Source organism: Paenibacillus tritici (genome assembly GCF_018207515.1).
GTDB lineage: Bacteria > Bacillota > Bacilli > Paenibacillales > Paenibacillaceae > Paenibacillus_AQ > Paenibacillus_AQ tritici.
The window spans coordinates 6,720,628-6,738,945 of the sequence record NZ_CP073365.1 but is presented as its reverse complement, the minus strand read 5'-3'; the positions used below and the strand labels follow the sequence as shown (position 1 = coordinate 6,738,945).

10 protein-coding genes are annotated in these 18,318 nt (G+C 56.6%); 9 read left to right on the top strand and 1 reads right to left on the bottom strand.

Annotated elements, in window-relative coordinates:
• Positions 1-763: 763 nt before the first annotated feature.
• Entirely contained in the window at positions 764-1,825 is a 1,062-nt protein-coding gene (locus tag KDC22_RS28905; protein WP_211721186.1) for a hypothetical protein, read from the top strand.
• 483 nt (positions 1,826-2,308) lie between these two features.
• Here the strand turns inward: KDC22_RS28905 and KDC22_RS28900 are convergent, their stop codons facing one another.
• Positions 2,309-3,109, bottom strand: a complete 801-nt coding sequence (locus KDC22_RS28900; protein ID WP_211721185.1) for a polysaccharide deacetylase family protein — start codon at positions 3,107-3,109, stop codon at positions 2,309-2,311.
• A 367-nt stretch (positions 3,110-3,476) separates the two neighbouring features.
• On the opposite strand from KDC22_RS28900, the gene bglB reads away from it, so the two are divergent.
• The 8 genes from bglB (at position 3,477) to KDC22_RS28860 (ending at position 17,881) form a co-directional block, all read left to right on the top strand.
• Entirely contained in the window at positions 3,477-4,544 is a 1,068-nt protein-coding gene (gene bglB, locus KDC22_RS28895; protein WP_246553085.1) for a beta-galactosidase BglB, read from the top strand.
• Complete coding sequence (locus KDC22_RS28890; protein ID WP_211721184.1) at positions 4,537-5,577, top strand: SGNH/GDSL hydrolase family protein; 1,041 nt, start codon at positions 4,537-4,539, stop codon at positions 5,575-5,577. Before bglB ends, KDC22_RS28890 begins: the two co-directional genes overlap by 8 nt.
• Positions 5,578-5,732: 155 nt before the next feature.
• Complete coding sequence (locus tag KDC22_RS28885; RefSeq protein ID WP_211721183.1) at positions 5,733-6,704, top strand: ABC transporter permease; 972 nt, start codon at positions 5,733-5,735, stop codon at positions 6,702-6,704.
• A 12-nt stretch (positions 6,705-6,716) separates the two neighbouring features.
• Positions 6,717-7,592 (top strand): carbohydrate ABC transporter permease, encoded by an 876-nt coding sequence (locus tag KDC22_RS28880; RefSeq protein WP_173138750.1) that lies wholly within the window; start codon positions 6,717-6,719, stop codon positions 7,590-7,592.
• A 57-nt stretch (positions 7,593-7,649) separates the two neighbouring features.
• On the top strand, positions 7,650-9,314 hold the full coding sequence (locus tag KDC22_RS28875) for an extracellular solute-binding protein (RefSeq protein WP_211721182.1): 1,665 nt from the start codon (positions 7,650-7,652) through the stop codon (positions 9,312-9,314).
• Positions 9,315-9,346: 32 nt separating this feature from the next.
• Positions 9,347-11,122, top strand: a complete 1,776-nt coding sequence (locus tag KDC22_RS28870; RefSeq protein ID WP_211721181.1) for a hypothetical protein — start codon at positions 9,347-9,349, stop codon at positions 11,120-11,122.
• Positions 11,123-11,456: 334 nt separating this feature from the next.
• Positions 11,457-15,533: an Ig-like domain-containing protein gene (locus KDC22_RS28865; protein ID WP_211721180.1), complete on the top strand. Its 4,077-nt coding sequence runs from the start codon at positions 11,457-11,459 to the stop codon at positions 15,531-15,533.
• Positions 15,534-15,616: 83 nt separating this feature from the next.
• Entirely contained in the window at positions 15,617-17,881 is a 2,265-nt protein-coding gene (locus KDC22_RS28860) for a helix-turn-helix domain-containing protein (protein ID WP_211721179.1), read from the top strand.
• Positions 17,882-18,318: the final 437 nt, after the last annotated feature.

The window sequence follows — 18,318 nt, the reverse complement described above, 5'->3', positions numbered from 1 at the left end:
GTCCCTAAAAGGACAGCAAAGCCGTTTCCGCTTTATACATAGAAATCCACATAAGCCGCCAAGTTTGCGCCCATAATCACACATTATCCCTACTGCAGTGATCCATGCGGACTGGAGAGTTGTTCATTCAGCCAGGTGCTCTTCCCGCCAGCCGTTCGCACTCTGGCGCTTTTAACTAACCCATTCTGCACCATTTTCAACTCCACATGACTCCATAACGGCCACTAAGTCCGCAGGCGAGCAACAAAGGTATCTTTTTTGCAAAATAAAGCCCTCAGGCGAGCAACAAAGGTATCTTTTTTGCAAAATAAAGCCCTCAGGCTTCGCATAGGTAGTCTATGTTTGTTGGTTTAGGATTGTTGGTCTTAGACTGTTGGTGTTCTATTGTATTTCGTACAGCAGATACACTCTAAATCAGGCGCGAAATGGAATCTGTTGCAGTTCGTACATCAGAATTGAGGGGACTCGCTGTTTTTTGGCCGTATGCAGAATATCTATTGTATGGAATACATCAGAACGGATTTTAACGCAGAATATTACGGAATCTATTGCAGAAAGTGCATTGACCGGACAAAACTGAGCAACTAACTGCATACAAGTAAATACCAAGGTAGCTGTCAGTTACCCGTAATATTCATTTGATACCGTTTGCATATTTCAGCTCCTTTGCCAGTATTTATAGATTGAAGCCTCGTAAAATGCTGGTAGCATCTCCTCCGGGGGAGCGCAGCGGCAGTAATCCAAAGTTAAAAAGGTGGGTGCGATGATGAAGGGTGAACGCCAGCAGAATGATGATCCAAACCAAGAGGAGCGCCTGTTCAAGTATAGTACCGGCGACCGGACCATTGGCATGGAGATGAGCCAGTCCGCATCTGTAGCTTCCGCCGCCGCGGAATTTCTTGCCGAGAGGGATCAGCGTAAGAGTAACGGGAACATGAGCCGGACTTATTTCCGCCGTCCGGGGGAACGCCAGCCTTTTTTGGTGCTGCGCGATGGCAGGGGCGAACGCTCAACTCCCCGGGAGGAGCCGGGGATCTACCCGGCCGGGCCTTGTCTGATCCGTGCAGAAGAATGGCTGCTGGAGCCGGAGCTTGCTGCGCTCTATTCGAGCTGGATGTCATGCACAGAAGACGGGCAGGCTGAGCGTATCCTGCAGCGGATCTATCACCGGCTGCGGGCCGCCGCCGGCGTCCTCCTGGAGTCGGCGGACGGCGTCTGGGCCGCAGTCGCTCTGCCCTATACGCCGGAGCTCGCCGCCTCCCCGGCCAGGCTGGCCGCGCTGCAGGATGCGCAGCTTGACGCGCTGTTCGCCGCCGTCGCGGAGAGCCAGCGGCTGGGCAGCGACAGCCGCGTAGACCTGCTGGCGCCGTACCCCGCCAGCAGAGCCGAATTCGCGGCGCAGCGCGAATTCATCGAGGGCGTGGCCGAGCAGACCCTCGGCCACGCTTACGCGGCAGCGTGCCGCATCGGGGCGCTTCTCGCCCCCGATGTGGAGCGCGCTGCCGCGGGGGAAATCGCGCGCATCGCCGATTTCCTGGTGCTGGACGGCGCGGCCGGCGAAGCCGCGCCGGAGGAGAACGCCGCCGAGGGCTTCGCCACGGCGGCGGCTGAGGTGCTGGCCGCCGTGCGCCGGGCACGGCCGGCGGCGGCAGTGCTCGCCGCGGGGGCACCGGCGGCGTACGCGCTGGCTGATCTGTATGAGATCGGCATGAGCGGGATCTTTTGCAGCGCAGCCCTGCGGACTGAAGCGCTGCTCCGGGCGGCCTGCCTGACCTGGATCGCCCGGCAGGACAATACCGACGCTGCCGCCGGAGGATGGCAGTAGCTGCCGGAGAGGATGGCTGCTGTCCCTGATCCCATCGCGCCTATACTATAACAATAACCCGATTCCACCAGCCATCTAGGCTGCGGCGGAATCGGGTTTTATTGTGCCTGCTTATGGCCTTCAGACTAACTGGCTGCTGCTAGCGAAATCCTGCACTAAATACAACATTCCCCGCGTTAAGTCGGCTCTAACTCAGGATTGTTGTAAGAAATGCAGCATTTCTCATCCCCCAAACCGAGGAGCGAGCCAATTCCTGCATTTTGTGCAACATTCCACTCAAACGCCCGGGAGTAGGTAATCAAAGCTGCAATTAGTACAACATTTCTTCTTCGTGACCAGCCATCCAGGCTGCGGCGGAATCGGGTTTTATTATGCCTGCTTAAGGCCCTCAGACTAACTGGCTGCTGTTGCCAAAATCCTGCACCAAATCTCCTTCGTGACCAGCAAGCCTCCTAATCCAACAGTCCCCTAATCCAGCATTCTCTAACCCAACCGTACCGTTGCCCCTCCGGGAATCCGGCAGGCTTCGCCCTCTACGGAGATCCATACCTCCACTGCCGACGGATTATAGACCATCTCCTGCGAAGCCGAGAAGCGCAGTCCTTGCACAGCGGACAGGTAGTCCACGATCTCGATATTGGTGGCATACCAGATCTCTGCATGGCCGCCCATCATAGCGGCGAACTGCTCCAGCTCCTCCCAGTTGTCATCGTCGTTGAATTCATAGCTGTGTCCCCAGACATACAGCAGCTGCATATGCGGGAACCGGGGCTGCTCCTCCAGGAACTTCTTGCCCAGGTCCAGCATTTCCTTGTGGTGGCAGGTAGGATGCCAAGCCAGCAGATTGTCCGGCAGGCTGAAGCTGCCATGCGACTTCACTGTGCGTGAATACTCAATCCCCAGCGCCGGAAGCACGCTCAGCACCTGATCACTGTAGTTGCCGAACGGATAGGACATGCCCCTTACGGGATAGCCCGCTATCGCCTCCAGATGTCTGCGGTCCTTCAGAATCTCTTCGGCGATGCCCTCACGCGGAGTCATGGAGAGGAAAGGATGAGTGCTGGTATGTGCTGAAATCTCATGCCCCTCATAGAGCGCAGCCACTTCGTCTTCCGTGATATAGCCTTCATTGCCGAAGAACCCCGAATTCAAATGGAAGGAGCCCTTCAGCCCATGCCGGTTAAGGATCTCCACAAGACGTCTGTCGTGGATTCTTCCATCATCCCAGCTTAATGTGAGCGCTTTAGCAACACCGCCGGGGAAAAGATCAAACTTGATTCTCATTACCTGTTACCCTCCCTGATTTCTCTTTATGTAGATTGAACTGGAAATTTATAATGCGGGATTTGTTCCTGACTCCGCAGAGGCCTTGCTCTTCCGGGCGCTGCCAGTCTGCGGCCTCCTCTAAGTCACTTCTCCCATTATTAAATTTACAGGTCCAATCTATATAGAAAGTGTTCGTGAGCATGTACTCCTTCTACTCATGTACTCCTCCAACTGAATACGGCTCCACCAAGAACAATGCCAGAATAGAGAGCGATTAGCAAGATTCTTGTTAATGGACGGCATTGCGCCGCTTGACTACACTGAGGTGGCGAACAGGGTATCTGCGCAGCAACAGGCCCTGGTTAGGACATTCACAAGGGGGAACATGATGAAGACCGTGTCACGAACAGCACTCGAAGGGCATATCGGCCGCGTCATTGAGCGGATGAAGGATATGAGAGGCTCCATTCAGGAAACGGCGCCCATTGGCATCATCTCGATGGACAACTGGGAATGGCCGCAGGGGGTTGGATTATTTGCCTTATACAGCTATTACCGGGAAACCGGGGAACAGGAGATTCTGCACTACCTGACCGGCTGGTTCGACAGCAAGCTTGACGGGGGTATTCCGGTGAAAAACGTCAATACGATGTGCCCGATGCTGACCTTGAGCTATCTGGCGGAGGAGACCGGACGCGCGGATTATCTGAAGCTGTGCCGGGAATGGCTGGATTATGTGCTGAATGAGATGCCCCGCACAGAGGAAGCGGGCATTCAGCATGAGGTTACCGGCAGCCCGAATCCCGGGCAGCTCTGGGACGACACCCTGTATATGACGGTGCTGTTCGTAGCCCGGATGGGGATTGTACTGAAGGAGGAGGAGTGCATCCAGGAGAGTATCCGCCAGTTTCTCGTCCATCTCAAGTACCTTACCGATCCTGTCACAGGACTATTCTTCCACGGATGGACCTTCGAGGGGGGCCATCACTTTGCCCGGGCCTTGTGGGCGCGCGGCAACTCCTGGTATACGGCGGGGCTGGTGGATTATCTGGAGATGGTGGAGCTGCCGCCGGGCGTGAGCAGCTTCCTGCTCTCTTCACTGGAGCGGCAGGTGCGCAAGCTGAAGGAGCTCCAGGCGCCGGAGGGCGCGTGGCATACCCTGCTGGACGACAGCAGCTCCTATCTGGAGACCTCGGCTACCGCCGCTTTTGCTTACGGCATGTTGAAGGCGGTGCGGCAGGGGCTGCTGGATGAGAGCTGCCGCCAGCCTGCCATGGCAGCTCTTCACTATGTGCTGGGGCAGATTGACGAAGAAGGGATCGTACAGGGAGTATCTTACGGGACGGGCATGGGCGCTACGCTTCAGGACTACCGGGAGATCCCCGTCTGCCCGATGCCCTACGGGCAATCCATGACCCTCCTGCTGCTGGTGGAGGCGATGAAGCATGTATAATTCCGCCAGCATCAATTCCACCAGCACCAAGGGTCTGCCGGACCTGGACCGGATTACCTTCCATAACGTCGCTGAGCTGGAGCCGGCTGCAGGGAATGGCGTGTACCTGCGCCGTGTTCCCCGCAGCGTCAGGGAGCATCTGAATGAGCGGGGCCGGTTCATCGCCGGGGAAGCGGGCGGCTGCGAGCTTCGTTTCGTCACAGCGGCCCCGAATATCCGGGTAACCCTGTCTTTGCCGGAGACGGATGGCTGTGTGACCGTGTTCAAGGGCGGGCTGTTCCATTCCAGGCATGAGCTTCAGGCGGGGACGATCCGCACGCTCCAGTTAAGCGAGCCGCCGCGGCTGGCGATGGCTGACCGCAAGCGGCTGATGGGCACAGGCTTTGCGCCGGAGGTATGGCGGATCTGCTTCGGACGGTATGCCTGCGTGGTCAGCGGCATCGAGACCTTCGGCCATCCGCTCCGCCCGCCTCAGAAGGGGGAGACCCCGCTGAAGCGCTGGATCGCTTACGGCTCCTCCATCACCTATGGTGAGGACAGCAGCCTGCCGTACATCGGCCAAGCGGCAAGAAGGCTGGCTGCCGATGTGCTGAATCTGGGCATGAGCGGCTCCTGCCACTGTGAACGGGAGATGAGCAATTATCTGGCGGCGCAGCAGGACTGGTCGTTCATGACCTTGGAGCTGGGCGTAAATATGCGGGATCACCTGTCGGCGGATGAATTTCGTGAGCGGACCGGCTATCTGCTGGACCGGCTGGTAAGCGGGCATCCGGAGAAGCCGGTGGCGGTCATTACGATCTACCCCAACTTTGCCATGTTCCCCGGCAGCGGGATTGCGGAGAAGGACAGCCGGTTCAACGAAATTCTGCGCAGCCATGTAGAGCGTCTGTCCCACCCCAAGCTGCACCTGATTGAAGGAGACCGGGTGCTGGATGACCTTAGCGGGTTGTCCTGTGATCTGATTCATCCAGGGGATGACGGACATATCCGGATGGGGGAGAATCTGGCCCGGGAGCTGGGCAGAATCCTCTAACCCCAGGCTGCATAAGGGTTCTGCGGCGATTAACAGGTAAACTGAATATTGCTCTAACCGGCCGGAGCGGCTATGGTGAGGACATGAAACGGCCATTTCAGATCAATAGTAACAGGTATCACAAGCAAGGCAGGCAAGCGAAAGGAGGCACCGAGATGAAAGCGAATTCAGCCAGCGAAGCGGTGCTGCGGATGGACACTCCCCGGCAGACGGGCAGCAGACGTAAACGCTTCTGGCAGACCCGCCGGTTCAAGAACAATTTACCGCTGTGGGTCATGTTCGTTCCGGTTATCGCGTTCTATATCATTTTCAAATACACGCCCATGCTGGGACTGGTCATTGCCTTCAAAAATTATACCTTCTATGAGGGGGTATGGGGCAGCCAGTGGGTCGGCATGGACAATTTCACCAATCTGTTCACCCAGGCACAATCGGTGGAGATTATCCGCAATACGCTTGTGCTTAGTATATTGTCAGTGCTGGTCAGCTTTCCGTTCCCGATTGCCCTGGCGATTATGCTGAATGAAGTCCGTAACAAATATTTCAAAAAATCCGTTCAGACGTTAGTGTACCTGCCGTATTTCTTCTCCTGGGTCATTGTCGGAGGGCTGGTGGTGACGATCTTTGCCCAGACCGGGGTCGCCAATGTGCTGGTGGAGAAGCTGTTTGGCAAGCCGTTTCCGTTCCTCTTCGAGGAGTGGTCCTGGGTATCCATCTTCCTCGGCTCGGGCATCTGGAAGGATGCGGGCTTCAATGCGATTATCTATCTGGCTGCACTGACGTCCATTGACCCCAGCCTCTATGAAGCGGCGAGTATGGACGGGGCGGGCAAATGGAAGCAGATCCGCAACATCACTTTGCCCGGGATCAGTCCGACCATCGTCATCATGCTGATTCTCGCCATGGGACGGGTGATGGAGGTAGGGTTCGACCATGTATACGTGCTGCAGAACTCGATTGTATCGGGGATCTCGGAGGTTATAAGTACGTACATCTACGCGATAGGACTACAGGGAGGGCAGTTCAGCCTGACCGCTGCACTGGGCATGTTCGATTCCCTCGTAGCGCTGACTCTGGTGCTGATCTCCAACGCCATTGCCCGGCGCTTCAATAAAGGCTTGTGGTAACAGGAGGACACTATGCAAAGTACAAAAGGTGAAAAGGTATTCTACGGCTTCAATTATCTGCTGCTGACGCTCGCAGGCATTCTGTGTCTGCTGCCGCTGCTCCATCTGGCCTCCCTGTCCCTCAGCGGCAAGGATGCCGTACTCTCCGGTTTTGTCACGTTATGGCCGGTGGAGTTCACCATCAGCTCGTATACCATGCTGTTCGAGGGAACGCCGGTGGTGCGTGCTTTTGGCAACAGTCTCCTGATTACTCTGGTCGGTGTGGCGGCCAGCATGCTGTTCACGATCTTCGCCGCCTATCCCTTGTCCCGCCGTGACTTCTACGGAAGACGCACGCTGACCCTGGCGATTGTGTTCACGATGCTGTTCACAGGCGGCCTCATCCCGACCTATCTTGTGGTCAGCAGTCTCGGGCTGGTGGATTCCTACGCGGCACTATGGCTGCCCGCTCTGGTCAGCACTTATAATATGATGATCATGCGGTCTTTTTTCGAGAACATACCGGAGGAGCTGGTGGAAGCGGCCAGAATTGACGGCTCCGGCGAATGGCGGCTGCTGGCAGGAATTATTCTGCCGTTGTCCCTGCCTGTGCTGGCGACGATCGGACTCTTTTACGGCGTGTATTACTGGAATTCGTTCTTCAATGTAATGATCTATATGAACAGTCCGGAGAAAATCAATCTGACGGTGCTCATCCAGCAGATGGTTAAGAGCCAGTCTGTCCTGCAGGAGCTGAATACGATGAACTCGCAGGAGGCCGTCAATATTACACCGGAGGGCATCAAGGCCGCCGGGATTATGGTGATGGTCATTCCGATGCTGGTTGTGTATCCGCTGCTGCAGCGGTATTTTGTCAAAGGCGTAACCATCGGGGCCATCAAAGGCTGATCCTTGCTGCTCATATCCGTAACTACAAGAACATCATTCTAGGAGGGTCACATTCATATGTCCAAACCACTATGGCTTAGCCAAAAAACCGCTGCCGGAGCAGCCACCCTGATGCTCGTTATCGCTGTCACAGGCTGCGGCGGCAATCATGCTGCTTCCCCGGGCGGAGAGTCGAACAAGGAAGGAGCCTCCGGGAAACGCGGGTCCATCACCGTCTCTTTGTATGACCGCGGCACGGTACCGGCTGAAGAGGGGACGATGAGCGATAACCGCTGGACGAAATGGGTCAATGAGAACGGGCCGGTGAACGTCAAATACGTTACGGTTCCGCGTTTTGAATCCCTGCAAAAGTTCAATGTGCTGTTCGCGTCGAAGTCTGCCCCTGACCTGATCTTTGAATTTGATACCGCTTACCAGGGGCAGCTCTACAACCAGAAGCAGCTCCTTCCGCTGGATGACCTGATTGCGGGCAGCAGTACGGAATATAAGGCGATGCTGGAGAAGTATCCGGCGCTGCGCAAGGCAGGCACGATGGCGGACGGCAAGCTGTACACGGTGGGGCGTCCGATCCAGTTCGGCCCGCAGCATTACCTGTTTATCCGCAATGACTGGCTCAAAAAGTTGAACTTAGAGGTTCCCACTACCCCGGAGGAGCTGCTGAAGGTGGCAAAAGCGTTCACTGAGCAGGACCCGGACGGCAACGGCAAAGCGGATACGCAGGGAACCGGACTCAGCTTTGTAGCCGGAATTATTCTGAACAACATGTTCGGCACCGGATTTACGCTGTTCGGCGAAGACCAATATCCTTGGGTACTGGAGAATGACAAGGTTGTACATGACTGGGACCGGATCAAGGCGGCAATCTCCTTCCAGAAGGAGCTGTATGCAGCGGGTGTGGTGGATAAGGATTTCGTCACGGATAAGAACGGCGAGAAGCAGAAGCAGGACTGGATCTCCGGCAAGCTGGGGATTTACGGCGGCAACGGTGCCGATGTCAGTACTTATGAGACGCTGAAGAAGAACTCCCCTGAGGCCGAGGTGATTCCGATTGCCTTGCCGACGACAGCATTCGGCCAGTTCAGCCCGACGCTGACCTCTCCGATCCAGATGACCGGCATGGTGAATGCAGCGGCCAAAGACCCGGAATCCGTGATGAAGATGATTGATTTCATGGTTACAGAGAAATACACCACCACGATTCAGAACGGTATTGAAGGCGTGCATTACAACAAAACCGCCGACGGCCGGGCTGAGGTGATTGATCCGGAGAAAAACAAGAAGGAGCTGGAGTACAACCGTGATATGGGGATGCTCACTCCGCTGATCGGCAAGAATTACGGGCTGAAGAACAAGGTGAACCCTACACCGGCTGAACAGGATTTCATCGCAATCTATGAAATGGCCGAGAAGCTGTACATGAACCCGGACCGCCCGATTGTCGGCATTACGCAAAAAGCCTTCCTGCCGCTGCTGCCGCAGGATCTGACCCAGATCAACACCAATGCGAATAAGACGATCCTTGACCGGGCCATGCAGGCCATCGTCAGCCCCGATCCGGCTTCGGTGGACCAGTTCATTGAGGAAGCCAAGAGAGTCTGGGAGAAGGCCGGCGGAACCAAGGTCGATGAGTTCTATGCAACCTGGTATCAGGACAATAAAGCGGATGCTATCATGCTGAAGGATATTTATGAGATGGGCAAGCAGCTGAGCGCGGCTGAGTAATTGGTGAATTCCAGCATAGGGGGCGGGCGGAGTTGAATAATCAGGTCAGAGAGATTCTGGAGCAGAGCTATGCGGCTGCCTCGGAGGATATTGTAGTCGAGGAGGGGCTGGTCCGCTACGACTGGCCGGGTCATACCCGGCAGGTCTCCAAGCTGCCGTACTGCCACGAAGCCCGGTTCTCGGCGGGGTATTATGCTTACGGCACATTGCTGGGCCGGCTGGATGAACAGGCCGGGCTGGAGATGCTTGAAGCCATTGCCGGGCTGCAGTTTACTGACCCCGAGCACCAGGATTACGGAGGGTTCCTCTGGTACCGGGAGGAGAGCGTGATTCAGGATTCCAATGCGGCATTCTTCATCCTCATGCCGCTTGTCGTTGTACGCCTCTGTGCTCCCGGTGTATTGCCGGCAAGTCACCTAGAGGTGATCCGGCGGATGTTCAGCCATGCGGCGGCCTGGTTCTCTAAGGAGTGCCGGGCACCGGAGCTGTTCTACCCGAACAAGACGATGAGCGACGGCGCGATGCTGCTGGCCATCGCCCACTTCCTGGAGGAGCCTGCGTATCTGGAGACCGCAACCGGATACTTCCGCAGATGGGAAGAATATACGGTCCGCCGGGGCTGGGGCTGGGGGGAGAACATCAGCCTGGTCTATCAAGGGGTGATGATGAACGCGCTGAGGATTGCCGGTTCTGTACTTCAGCAGCATGACCGGGAGCTGGCCGGACGGCTGTCAGAACGGATGGAGACACTGAAGAACATTCTTGTCTTCCATGACGGGGAGGAGCTGGTTCCGTCTATCCGCAGCTATAACTTCCGGGGAGAGACGAAGCGGCTGAGTCTGCTGTGGCCGATTGCGGGGGTGACAGGGCTGGGCCGTCTGGCAGAGCAGACATTCTCGCTTAATGATGCGGCGACGCTGCTCCTGTTCGAGGAAGATTTCCTTCAAGGAAAAGACTTTCCGTCTGCGCAGCCGGTGCCTAGGGTTCTTGAGGAGCGGATCTTCGATGCCGCCCGTTCTTATACCTGGATCGGACGGCATACCCGCCTGGGCAGCATCAACCGCTTCCCGGTCATGCCCGGAAGCTACCAGCATCCCGCCTGGGGGCTGGGCTGGCAGAGCTTCCCGGTCAGCTTCAGCGTAAGGGACCAGCAGGTGTCCTATCTCCGCTGGTACGTGGATGATTCCGCAGCCGTGCGCACACATCCGGCGGAGGATTACCGCACGGCCTATCTAATGCCTGCACTGTTTGCGGAGCCGCTGTACCCGGAGGTGGAGACACGTTCGGCCCAGCAGGGGAATGCCCTGCTGGTGGTCCGCAGCATGACCCGGCTGCATAACCGGGCAGCGGAGCTTGCAGATGAATGGGTTATCCACCGCTATGACGGAGAGATAGCGCGTGTAATGAATACAGCCGGAGACCGGGAATGGCTGGTGCTGCATTATCCGGGCTGTGCAGTGGCGGTCACAGCGCTGAGGGGGATTGGCGCCGGGGCGGAGACGCGCGCCGGACTGCCTGTCACGGTGGTGCGGGAGGAAGGGAGGATCAGGCTCCGCCAGGTCCTCTATTCCGGGGACAGCACCGTTCTGGCGTTGCCCCGCCTGGAAGCGGGCTGGGCGGTGATCTGTCTGGACGAAGCTGCCGAAGCGGGCGATGTCCGCAGGCTGCTGGATACGGTGCAGATCGAGGACTCCGAGAGAGAAGACCGTGAGGTGCCGCGGGAGCCTTGGGCCCGGGTGCGGAACATTGTGCTGGCGGCAGGCAATCAGCCTCCGGTTCAGCTTACCGTTGATCCATACGCACCGTAACCACGCAGTTCAAGCGGTGAGCATTCCTGTTCACTGTTGTTACATGCATGGCGCTATAACCAATCGCATGCTTGAAGGTTTGCCGTGTCCCGATTATGGGGCAAGTGGTATGCTTAATTGCACTCTGTACAACTAAATTGTCCGATATACCGCCGAATCGCAGTTTAGCTGTATTTCGTGCAATTATACTGCCGCCTGTACCCGGTTTCTCACCCATTCGGGCCAGATTTAGTTGCACAGAATACAGTTAGGAGCGGCAAACCTTCCTGTTCACTGTTTTTAAATGTACACAATACAACTATCATTCTTGCTTCCATACGGAAAGGTGGCTATTATGAGAAAATCAAGTCGGAAACCATATTTTGTATGCGCTATCATTATGGCTCTGTTAATGGGTCTGCTCCCGGCAGACCTTGGTTCTGTGGCCCGGGCGGATAGTAATTATAAGCTGGAGGAGACCTTTGAATCTTATAGTCCCGGTGCGAAGCCGGCCGGATGGACGATAAAGACGCCGCCGCAGGGGGTGAGCGTGGCTGTGCAGGCCTGGGAAGGTTATGCCGGCAAGCTGCTGGAGCTTCATCAGGCAGCCAAAACAGCAAGCAGCTACAATATAAGCAGATCCGTTACCGATGTTACGTACAGAAGCATGTTAAGTTATTCGTTCCGGGCAGAGCAGACGGGAGCTGTGATCTACCTGCCCACCCCGCAGAGCGGCGCTGTTCCGCTGGCGAAGTTCGCCATTAACAATGGCGCGATCAGCTATATGAAAAAAGGCGCCGGCTCCTGGACCTCCGTGCTGCCGATCTCGGCAGGCGTATGGTACGAGGTACGCCTGGCCCTCGACAGCAGCAGCCATACCTTCGATCTGTCCATTGACGGCAGCCGTCTGCTGACGAAGGAGCCGATGGCGGAGGGAGGCGCGTTAACCTCCTTCTACACAGGGTTTTACAAGGATAGCATAGGCAAGATAGGCTTTGACAATTTTGTTGTAAGCGGATACAAGCAGGCGGTAAGTGCAGCCTTCTCCCAGGCGGCTTATGAGCTGCGCAGAGGCGCCAAGCTGCCCTTGCCGCTCCAGTTCACCCCTGCGGATGCTACGGATCAGAGCGCTGTCTGGTCTACAGGCAATGCAGAGGTGGCAACAGTGGATGGCAACGGTCTTGTGACAGGCATCAGTCAGGGAGCTACTACGGTGACGGCACAGCCGAATGAGGGGCTTCCGGCGGTAACAGCTACGGTAGCCGTGTATGAAGATCCGATCACTGCCATCGTGCTGGCTCCGCTGGAGCGGACGGTGCCCGCAGGCTCCCGTGTGCTGTTACAGGCCTCGTTAACGCCAGAGGACAATACGGATACTGGTATCCAGTGGGGAACGGAGGATGAGAGCATTGCCGTGATTGACAGCTACGGAGAGCTGACGGGTGTAAGCGCCGGAACAACGACCGTGTTCGTCACGGATGAGACCGGTAGCGTGCGCGCTGAGACTTCCGTTACGGTGACTGGGCGTACAACCGGCCAAGAGCTGTATGTCTCCCCTGGCGGGGACGACAGCAATAACGGCACGGAGGCTGCACCCTTCCGGACGGTTGCCCGGGCTCAGGAAGCGGTCCGCCTGCTGAATGAGGATATGGACTCTGATATCATCGTCAATCTGCGGGAAGGGACCTATACTCTGACAGAGCCGCTGGAATTCACACCGGAGGATTCAGGGACGAACGGGTATTTTGTCACTTACCGCAGCTACCCCGGGGAGCAGGCTTCCATCAGCGGCGGACGGTCCGTCACTGGCTGGATGGTGTTTGACAGCGCCAAGGGCATCTACCGGGCGAATGCCGGTACCGGCCTTATGACACGCCAGCTGTTCGTGGACGGCATCCGCGCGGTCCGGGCGCGGAGCGCCGCAGGGCTCGTGAATCCGGTGAAGACGGCAACCGGCTATACCTCCGATAATACAGAGCTGGCCGGGTGGGGCAATATTACCGATATGGAAATGGTATTCAACGAGCTGTGGACGAATTCCCGGATCAAGGTGGAGTCTATAGCTTCATCCGGCGGCAAAGCGCAGATCGGCCTCCAGGAGCCGGGCCGGAGCGCAGTCTTCAACCGGGGATTAACTTCGGCAACGGTACCCGTGTATTACGAGAATGCTTTTGAGCTGCTGGATGAGCCTGGAGAATGGTACTACAACCGGGTAGAAGGTATGTTGTACTACAAACCCCGCGCCTGGGAGGATCTATCCACGGCTGAAGTTGTAGTTCCGGTGCTGGAGCAGCTTGCTACCGTGTACGGGATATCGGCTGATGAGCCGGTGCGCAATCTGAATTTTGAAGGCCTGAAGTTTATGTATACCACCTGGAACCGCCCGGGTACGGCAGCAGGACATTCTGATTCGCAGAATAACCATCTGCGTTATCCGTCCATCCCTGATGAGCTGACCGATGCCGCAGTGATGCTGGAGCTGGCTAATACCGTGAATTTCCGCAATAATGAGTTCACCAAGCTCGGCATTACAGCGGTGCGGATGCAGAACGGCGTTCAGAACAGCTTAATGGAAGGCAACCGCTTCTACGATATCTCAGGCAGTGCGCTGAACGTGGGGCAGCCGAATTCTGCGGACCGGAATATCTACCATCCGGCAGACCACAGGCTGCTGATGAAGAATAATGATGTGCTGAACAATGTGATTCATGATATTGGCATCGACTACAAATCGGCATCCGCCGTATCTGCGGGGTATCCGGTAGATATGGACATCAGCCATAATGAAATGTACAATCTGCCCTACAGCGGAACGCATATCGGCTATGGCTGGGATAAGCTGTTCGATGCCGCTACCCGGAACGTGAAGATTCAGAATAACCTGATCTATGATCTCATGGGAATGGGCTTGCGTGACGGGGGAGCCATCTACAGTCTTGGACCTACCGGAGCCACAGCGGCTGAGAAAAATCTGGTCACCGGCAATTACATCCGCAACCAGATGGACGGGAACTCCGCCTTATATACGGATGAAGGCTCCGCCTACTGGAAATTTGAGCATAATGTGATCGACCTGAAGGATACGCCGCTGTGGCATTCACCACTCCGCTGGGCGATGGCGTATGTGCCGACGATCCATGATGTGGATTTCGTGAACAACTATACCACCACCGACGGGTATACCAACAACGGGCGCAAGGTCCTGTTCGAGAACAATACGGTCCAGCCGGATGCAGAGTGGCCTCAGGCGGCTATGACGATCATTGACCAGGCCGGGCTCCAGCCGGAATATGCCGGGGCAGCGGAAGGACAGGTCAGCCGCTGGAGACTGGCACTGGTCAAGCTGGCAGCCGGAGGAAGTGAGCAGGTGTCCATTCAGGCCATGGACGGCAAAGACAGACCGCTGGGCCAGGCAACCAGCAGCTTCTATTACAGTATCCTTGATCCTGCCGTGGCTTCGGTCAGTAGCGGGGGCGAGGTGACCGGACTCAGCCAGGGGCGGACGAAGCTTATCGTAAGCATCCTTAACGGCTCCATTCTGCGGACACTCCAAGCGGATGTATTCGTGGGAGACACCTTGGCCGCTGTCCGTCTGGAAGGACATGACGGCAATGTGGCGTATGTCCATGAAGGTGCGGATATGCAGCTGGAGCCGTATGGTGAGACGCTGTTCGGCAACCGCGAGGAGCTGGAGGAGGTCACTTATACCAGCAGTGACCCTTCCATTGTTAGTGTCAGCAGTAACGGCCTGTTAACGGCGCATCAGACCGGAACAGCCACGCTGACGCTCTCGGCTGGTTATCTGGGCACGGTGACGCAGGGGCAATATGAGGTTAAGGTATGGAATGAGACCAGCACCTACGACCATACCCTGATGGCGGAATTGCAGGACCCGGACGGCTGGTATGTATCGGCCACCGCCAACGGGCTGAAGGAGACCGGAGCAGACACACTGACCCTGCGCGCTCCCGGAGGCCATATCATTTACCAGAACCGCAAGTACCAGAATGAGCTGCTGGATTTCAATATGAAGATCAATGACAGCGCGGCCTCGTCCAACTGGTATGCCCCGATGCTTAACAACCAGAGCAAGGAGCTGAGCTATAGTACAGGTAGTATGTACCTGGTCGTTATAGGGACATCGGGTATTGAGCTGCACCGCTTCAACGAAGGGGTGCGGACCGTGATTTATGGCACAATTGACGGCCTGACCAGCCTGGGCGGGCCGGCCATTCCGAATACCGCCATCACCTTCGGGGAGCAGAGCCGCGTTCAGCTTGGCGCTTTTCAAGAATCCGGGGGTGTGCGCCTGATCCTGAAGGTTGACGGGGTGCAGATCTTTAACTATTTGGACACCGCCGCAGGGGCGATTGGAGAAGCGGGGTACTTCGGGCTGATCTCGCGCAATGCAAGCACAGAGCTGGGGTACTGAACAGACTACACTTATGAATCCGGCCCCGTAGTCAATATCACTCAAGCGATAGCCAACATCTGGACTTACAGGGGATGACACCGATGCATAAGAAATGGCTGTACCGACTGATTCTTTCCTATCTGCCCATCCTGTTTGCGGTAGTATTCTGCCTGATTATCCTGTTCTTCCTGACCTTGAATGAAGCGATGGAGAGACAGACGGCCAAGGCAAACGGCGTATACGCAGAGAATGTGCTGCAGATCGTGGATACCACCCTGCGCAATCTGGAGACGACGACGATCAAAAGCCTGCTGCTGGATGATCAGGTGAGCAGTTATTTCGACCGCCCCGGGCAGCTTGACCCCTATCAGGATTACGGGGTGACGGAGGTGCTGCTGGATTTCATGTCCCCGCTGCCGATGATCGACTCGGTGTATTTATACCGTGCGGCTGACGGCAAAGTGCTAATGCAGCATTTCTCCTCCCGTCTGCCGGATTTCGGGGACCGCAGCTTTATTGAGTCTGCCATGAAGAATTCGGGCGGCCCTGTCTGGAGCGGAATCCGTGATTTGCAGCTTTTCTCCGGTGAGGATCAGCCGAAGTCGGTCATTTCACTGGTGGAGCAGGTCCCTTATTTCTCAGGTGAGCAGGGACTGATTGTCATTAACGTACGGAAGCAGTCCCTGCAGGCGCTGATTCAGGATATGAACATGGCCAATACGGAGATCTGCCTGAAGGATGCCGGGGGGCGGGCTTTTGCAGGTGCGGCAAGCTGCTCTGATCCGCAGAGTGCTAAGAACCAAGCGGTGAGCCGCGTGTCCGCTTATACCGGCTGGACGATCAAGGTGGGGATGGCTCGCGCTGAAGCCTTCTCGCTGCTGTCGGCCTTCTCCAATGTCTGGGCGATTCTGGGCTTTGCGGCTATCGTTGGCGGCATTGCGGCCATGACGTACATCAGCCACCGGAATTACCGGCCGATTGAGCAGGTCATGAGCCGGATTTACAGGTTCGGAGAGGACCGTTCGCTCGGCTGGAAGCCGCAGAGCAAGGAGGATGAATTCTCTTTCATCGGCCATGCGCTGGAGAGTCTGATTGAGCAGACCAACAGCTATGAGAAGCAGCAGGCAGAAGGCATCCTGCACAGGCGGAATCAGCTATTCAAGGAGCTGCTGGAGAACAGCGGGCAGGTGTCTGCGGAAATATGGAACCGGGAGTCGGAGCGGATTGGCATGGCCGGTGAATTTGCGGGCGCAGTTGTGGGCATTGCCGAGATTGATTTCTATGAGGCTTTTGCTGCAGAGTACTCTGCCCGTGATCAGGCCTTATTCAAATTCACGCTCCGCAGTGTGATTCAGGAGATCGCCGACAAGGAGGGGGAAGCCCTGTGGACGGAGTGGATTGGACCGGGTCGTCTTGGGCTGCTGTTCCGGCGTTCTGCCGCCGGAGCAACGGCTGACGATGCAGAGAAGCCGCAGCTCATCGCCGAAAGTGCCCGCTCCTGGGTGAAGCAGCATCTCAAATTCACGGCAACGTTCGGCCTCAGCGGACCAGTACCGGGTCTCGTCGGCTTATCGGATGCGTACCGCAAGGCTGCGGCCGCACTGGAGCGCAAAATCACCGGCGGTCCCGACCGCGTCTACGCTGCAACGGCGGAAGGCAGACCGCAGCCTCCGGCGGAGGGAATGGATGTGCTGGTGCAGGCTATCGGTACCGTTCCCCAGCTGTACCGGCTCGGGAACGCCGAGTGGCGGCCGCTGATGGAGCGGATCTTCGGGCTGCTGGCCGGCGGCAATTACTCCAAGGAGGATATCGTCCGCCTGCTGCAGCTGCTGGAGACGGGCATCTCCCGGGAGATGCAGGAGCTGCCGCCGGAGATGCAGGCAATCTGGAACAGCGGGCGGCTGCGCGGCATTCCGCAGTCCCCGGAATCCTTTGAATGGATCGAGGAGCTGCACGGGGAGCTGCTGGCTTCCTTGGGTGAGATGGAGGAGGCCCTGCATGGCCTGCGGATGAACCGGGAGCAGTATACGCTGGCCAACAAAGTGCGTGAATATATCGCCCGGCATTACGCCGATCCCGATTTCTCCCTGACCCATGCCGCCGACAGCTTCGCGATGAATACCAAATCACTCAGCCGGATCTTCAAGGAGGAAATCGGCGAGAACTTCGTCGATTATCTGGCCCGGCTGCGGATGGACGAAGCCAAACGCCTGCTGACCGAGACCTCTGAGCCCATACAGAATATCGCCGAACGGGTGGGCTATCTGTACCCGATGTCCTTCATCCGCGTCTTCAAGAAGCTCGAAGGCATGACGCCGGGGGAATACCGCAAAGCGCGGAGCGGCCCCCCGCCCGGGGGCAATTGAGTAAATGAGTGTGTGAGTGAGTAAATAAGTAAATAAGGGTGTGGGGAAGGTAGGAAGGTAGGGGAAATTAGGAGGGAAAAGTAGGTAGGATTATGGTGGTAAGGATGTATGAGAGGTACTTAGGTAACTTAGGTAATAGAGGTACTCGAGGTAAGAGGTATTTGCGAGGTAGAAGAAACAGAGGTAACATTCGGAGGAAAGAGATAAAGTAGTCACCTAGACAAGACGGCCGGGATTCCCTGGCCGTCTTGTTCTTTTTTTCCTCTCGGAAGCTTCGTCGTCCTTATTCAAGATTCAAGGAGGCGCAATCCCCCACATTTCTTGAATATTCACGCTAACGAGGGAATGAAGTGTACTTATACCTCTCATTCCCGGAAAATCCCCACCAACGGTCGAATGAGGTGTATTTATACCTTTCAATTCCGTAGAATCCCTGC

Bases quoted from the DNA above. Each gene is read 5' to 3' on its own strand.
- KDC22_RS28905 (WP_211721186.1), top strand. From the start codon at position 764: ATGATGAAGGGTGAACGCCAGCAGAATGATGATCCAAACCAAGAGGAG.
- KDC22_RS28900 (WP_211721185.1), bottom strand. From the start codon at position 3,109: ATGAGAATCAAGTTTGATCTTTTCCCCGGCGGTGTTGCTAAAGCGCTC.
- bglB (WP_246553085.1), top strand. From the start codon at position 3,477: ATGATGAAGACCGTGTCACGAACAGCACTCGAAGGGCATATCGGCCGC.
- KDC22_RS28890 (WP_211721184.1), top strand. From the start codon at position 4,537: ATGTATAATTCCGCCAGCATCAATTCCACCAGCACCAAGGGTCTGCCG.
- KDC22_RS28885 (WP_211721183.1), top strand. From the start codon at position 5,733: ATGAAAGCGAATTCAGCCAGCGAAGCGGTGCTGCGGATGGACACTCCC.
- KDC22_RS28880 (WP_173138750.1), top strand. From the start codon at position 6,717: ATGCAAAGTACAAAAGGTGAAAAGGTATTCTACGGCTTCAATTATCTG.
- KDC22_RS28875 (WP_211721182.1), top strand. From the start codon at position 7,650: ATGTCCAAACCACTATGGCTTAGCCAAAAAACCGCTGCCGGAGCAGCC.
- KDC22_RS28865 (WP_211721180.1), top strand. From the start codon at position 11,457: ATGAGAAAATCAAGTCGGAAACCATATTTTGTATGCGCTATCATTATG.
- KDC22_RS28860 (WP_211721179.1), top strand. From the start codon at position 15,617: ATGCATAAGAAATGGCTGTACCGACTGATTCTTTCCTATCTGCCCATC.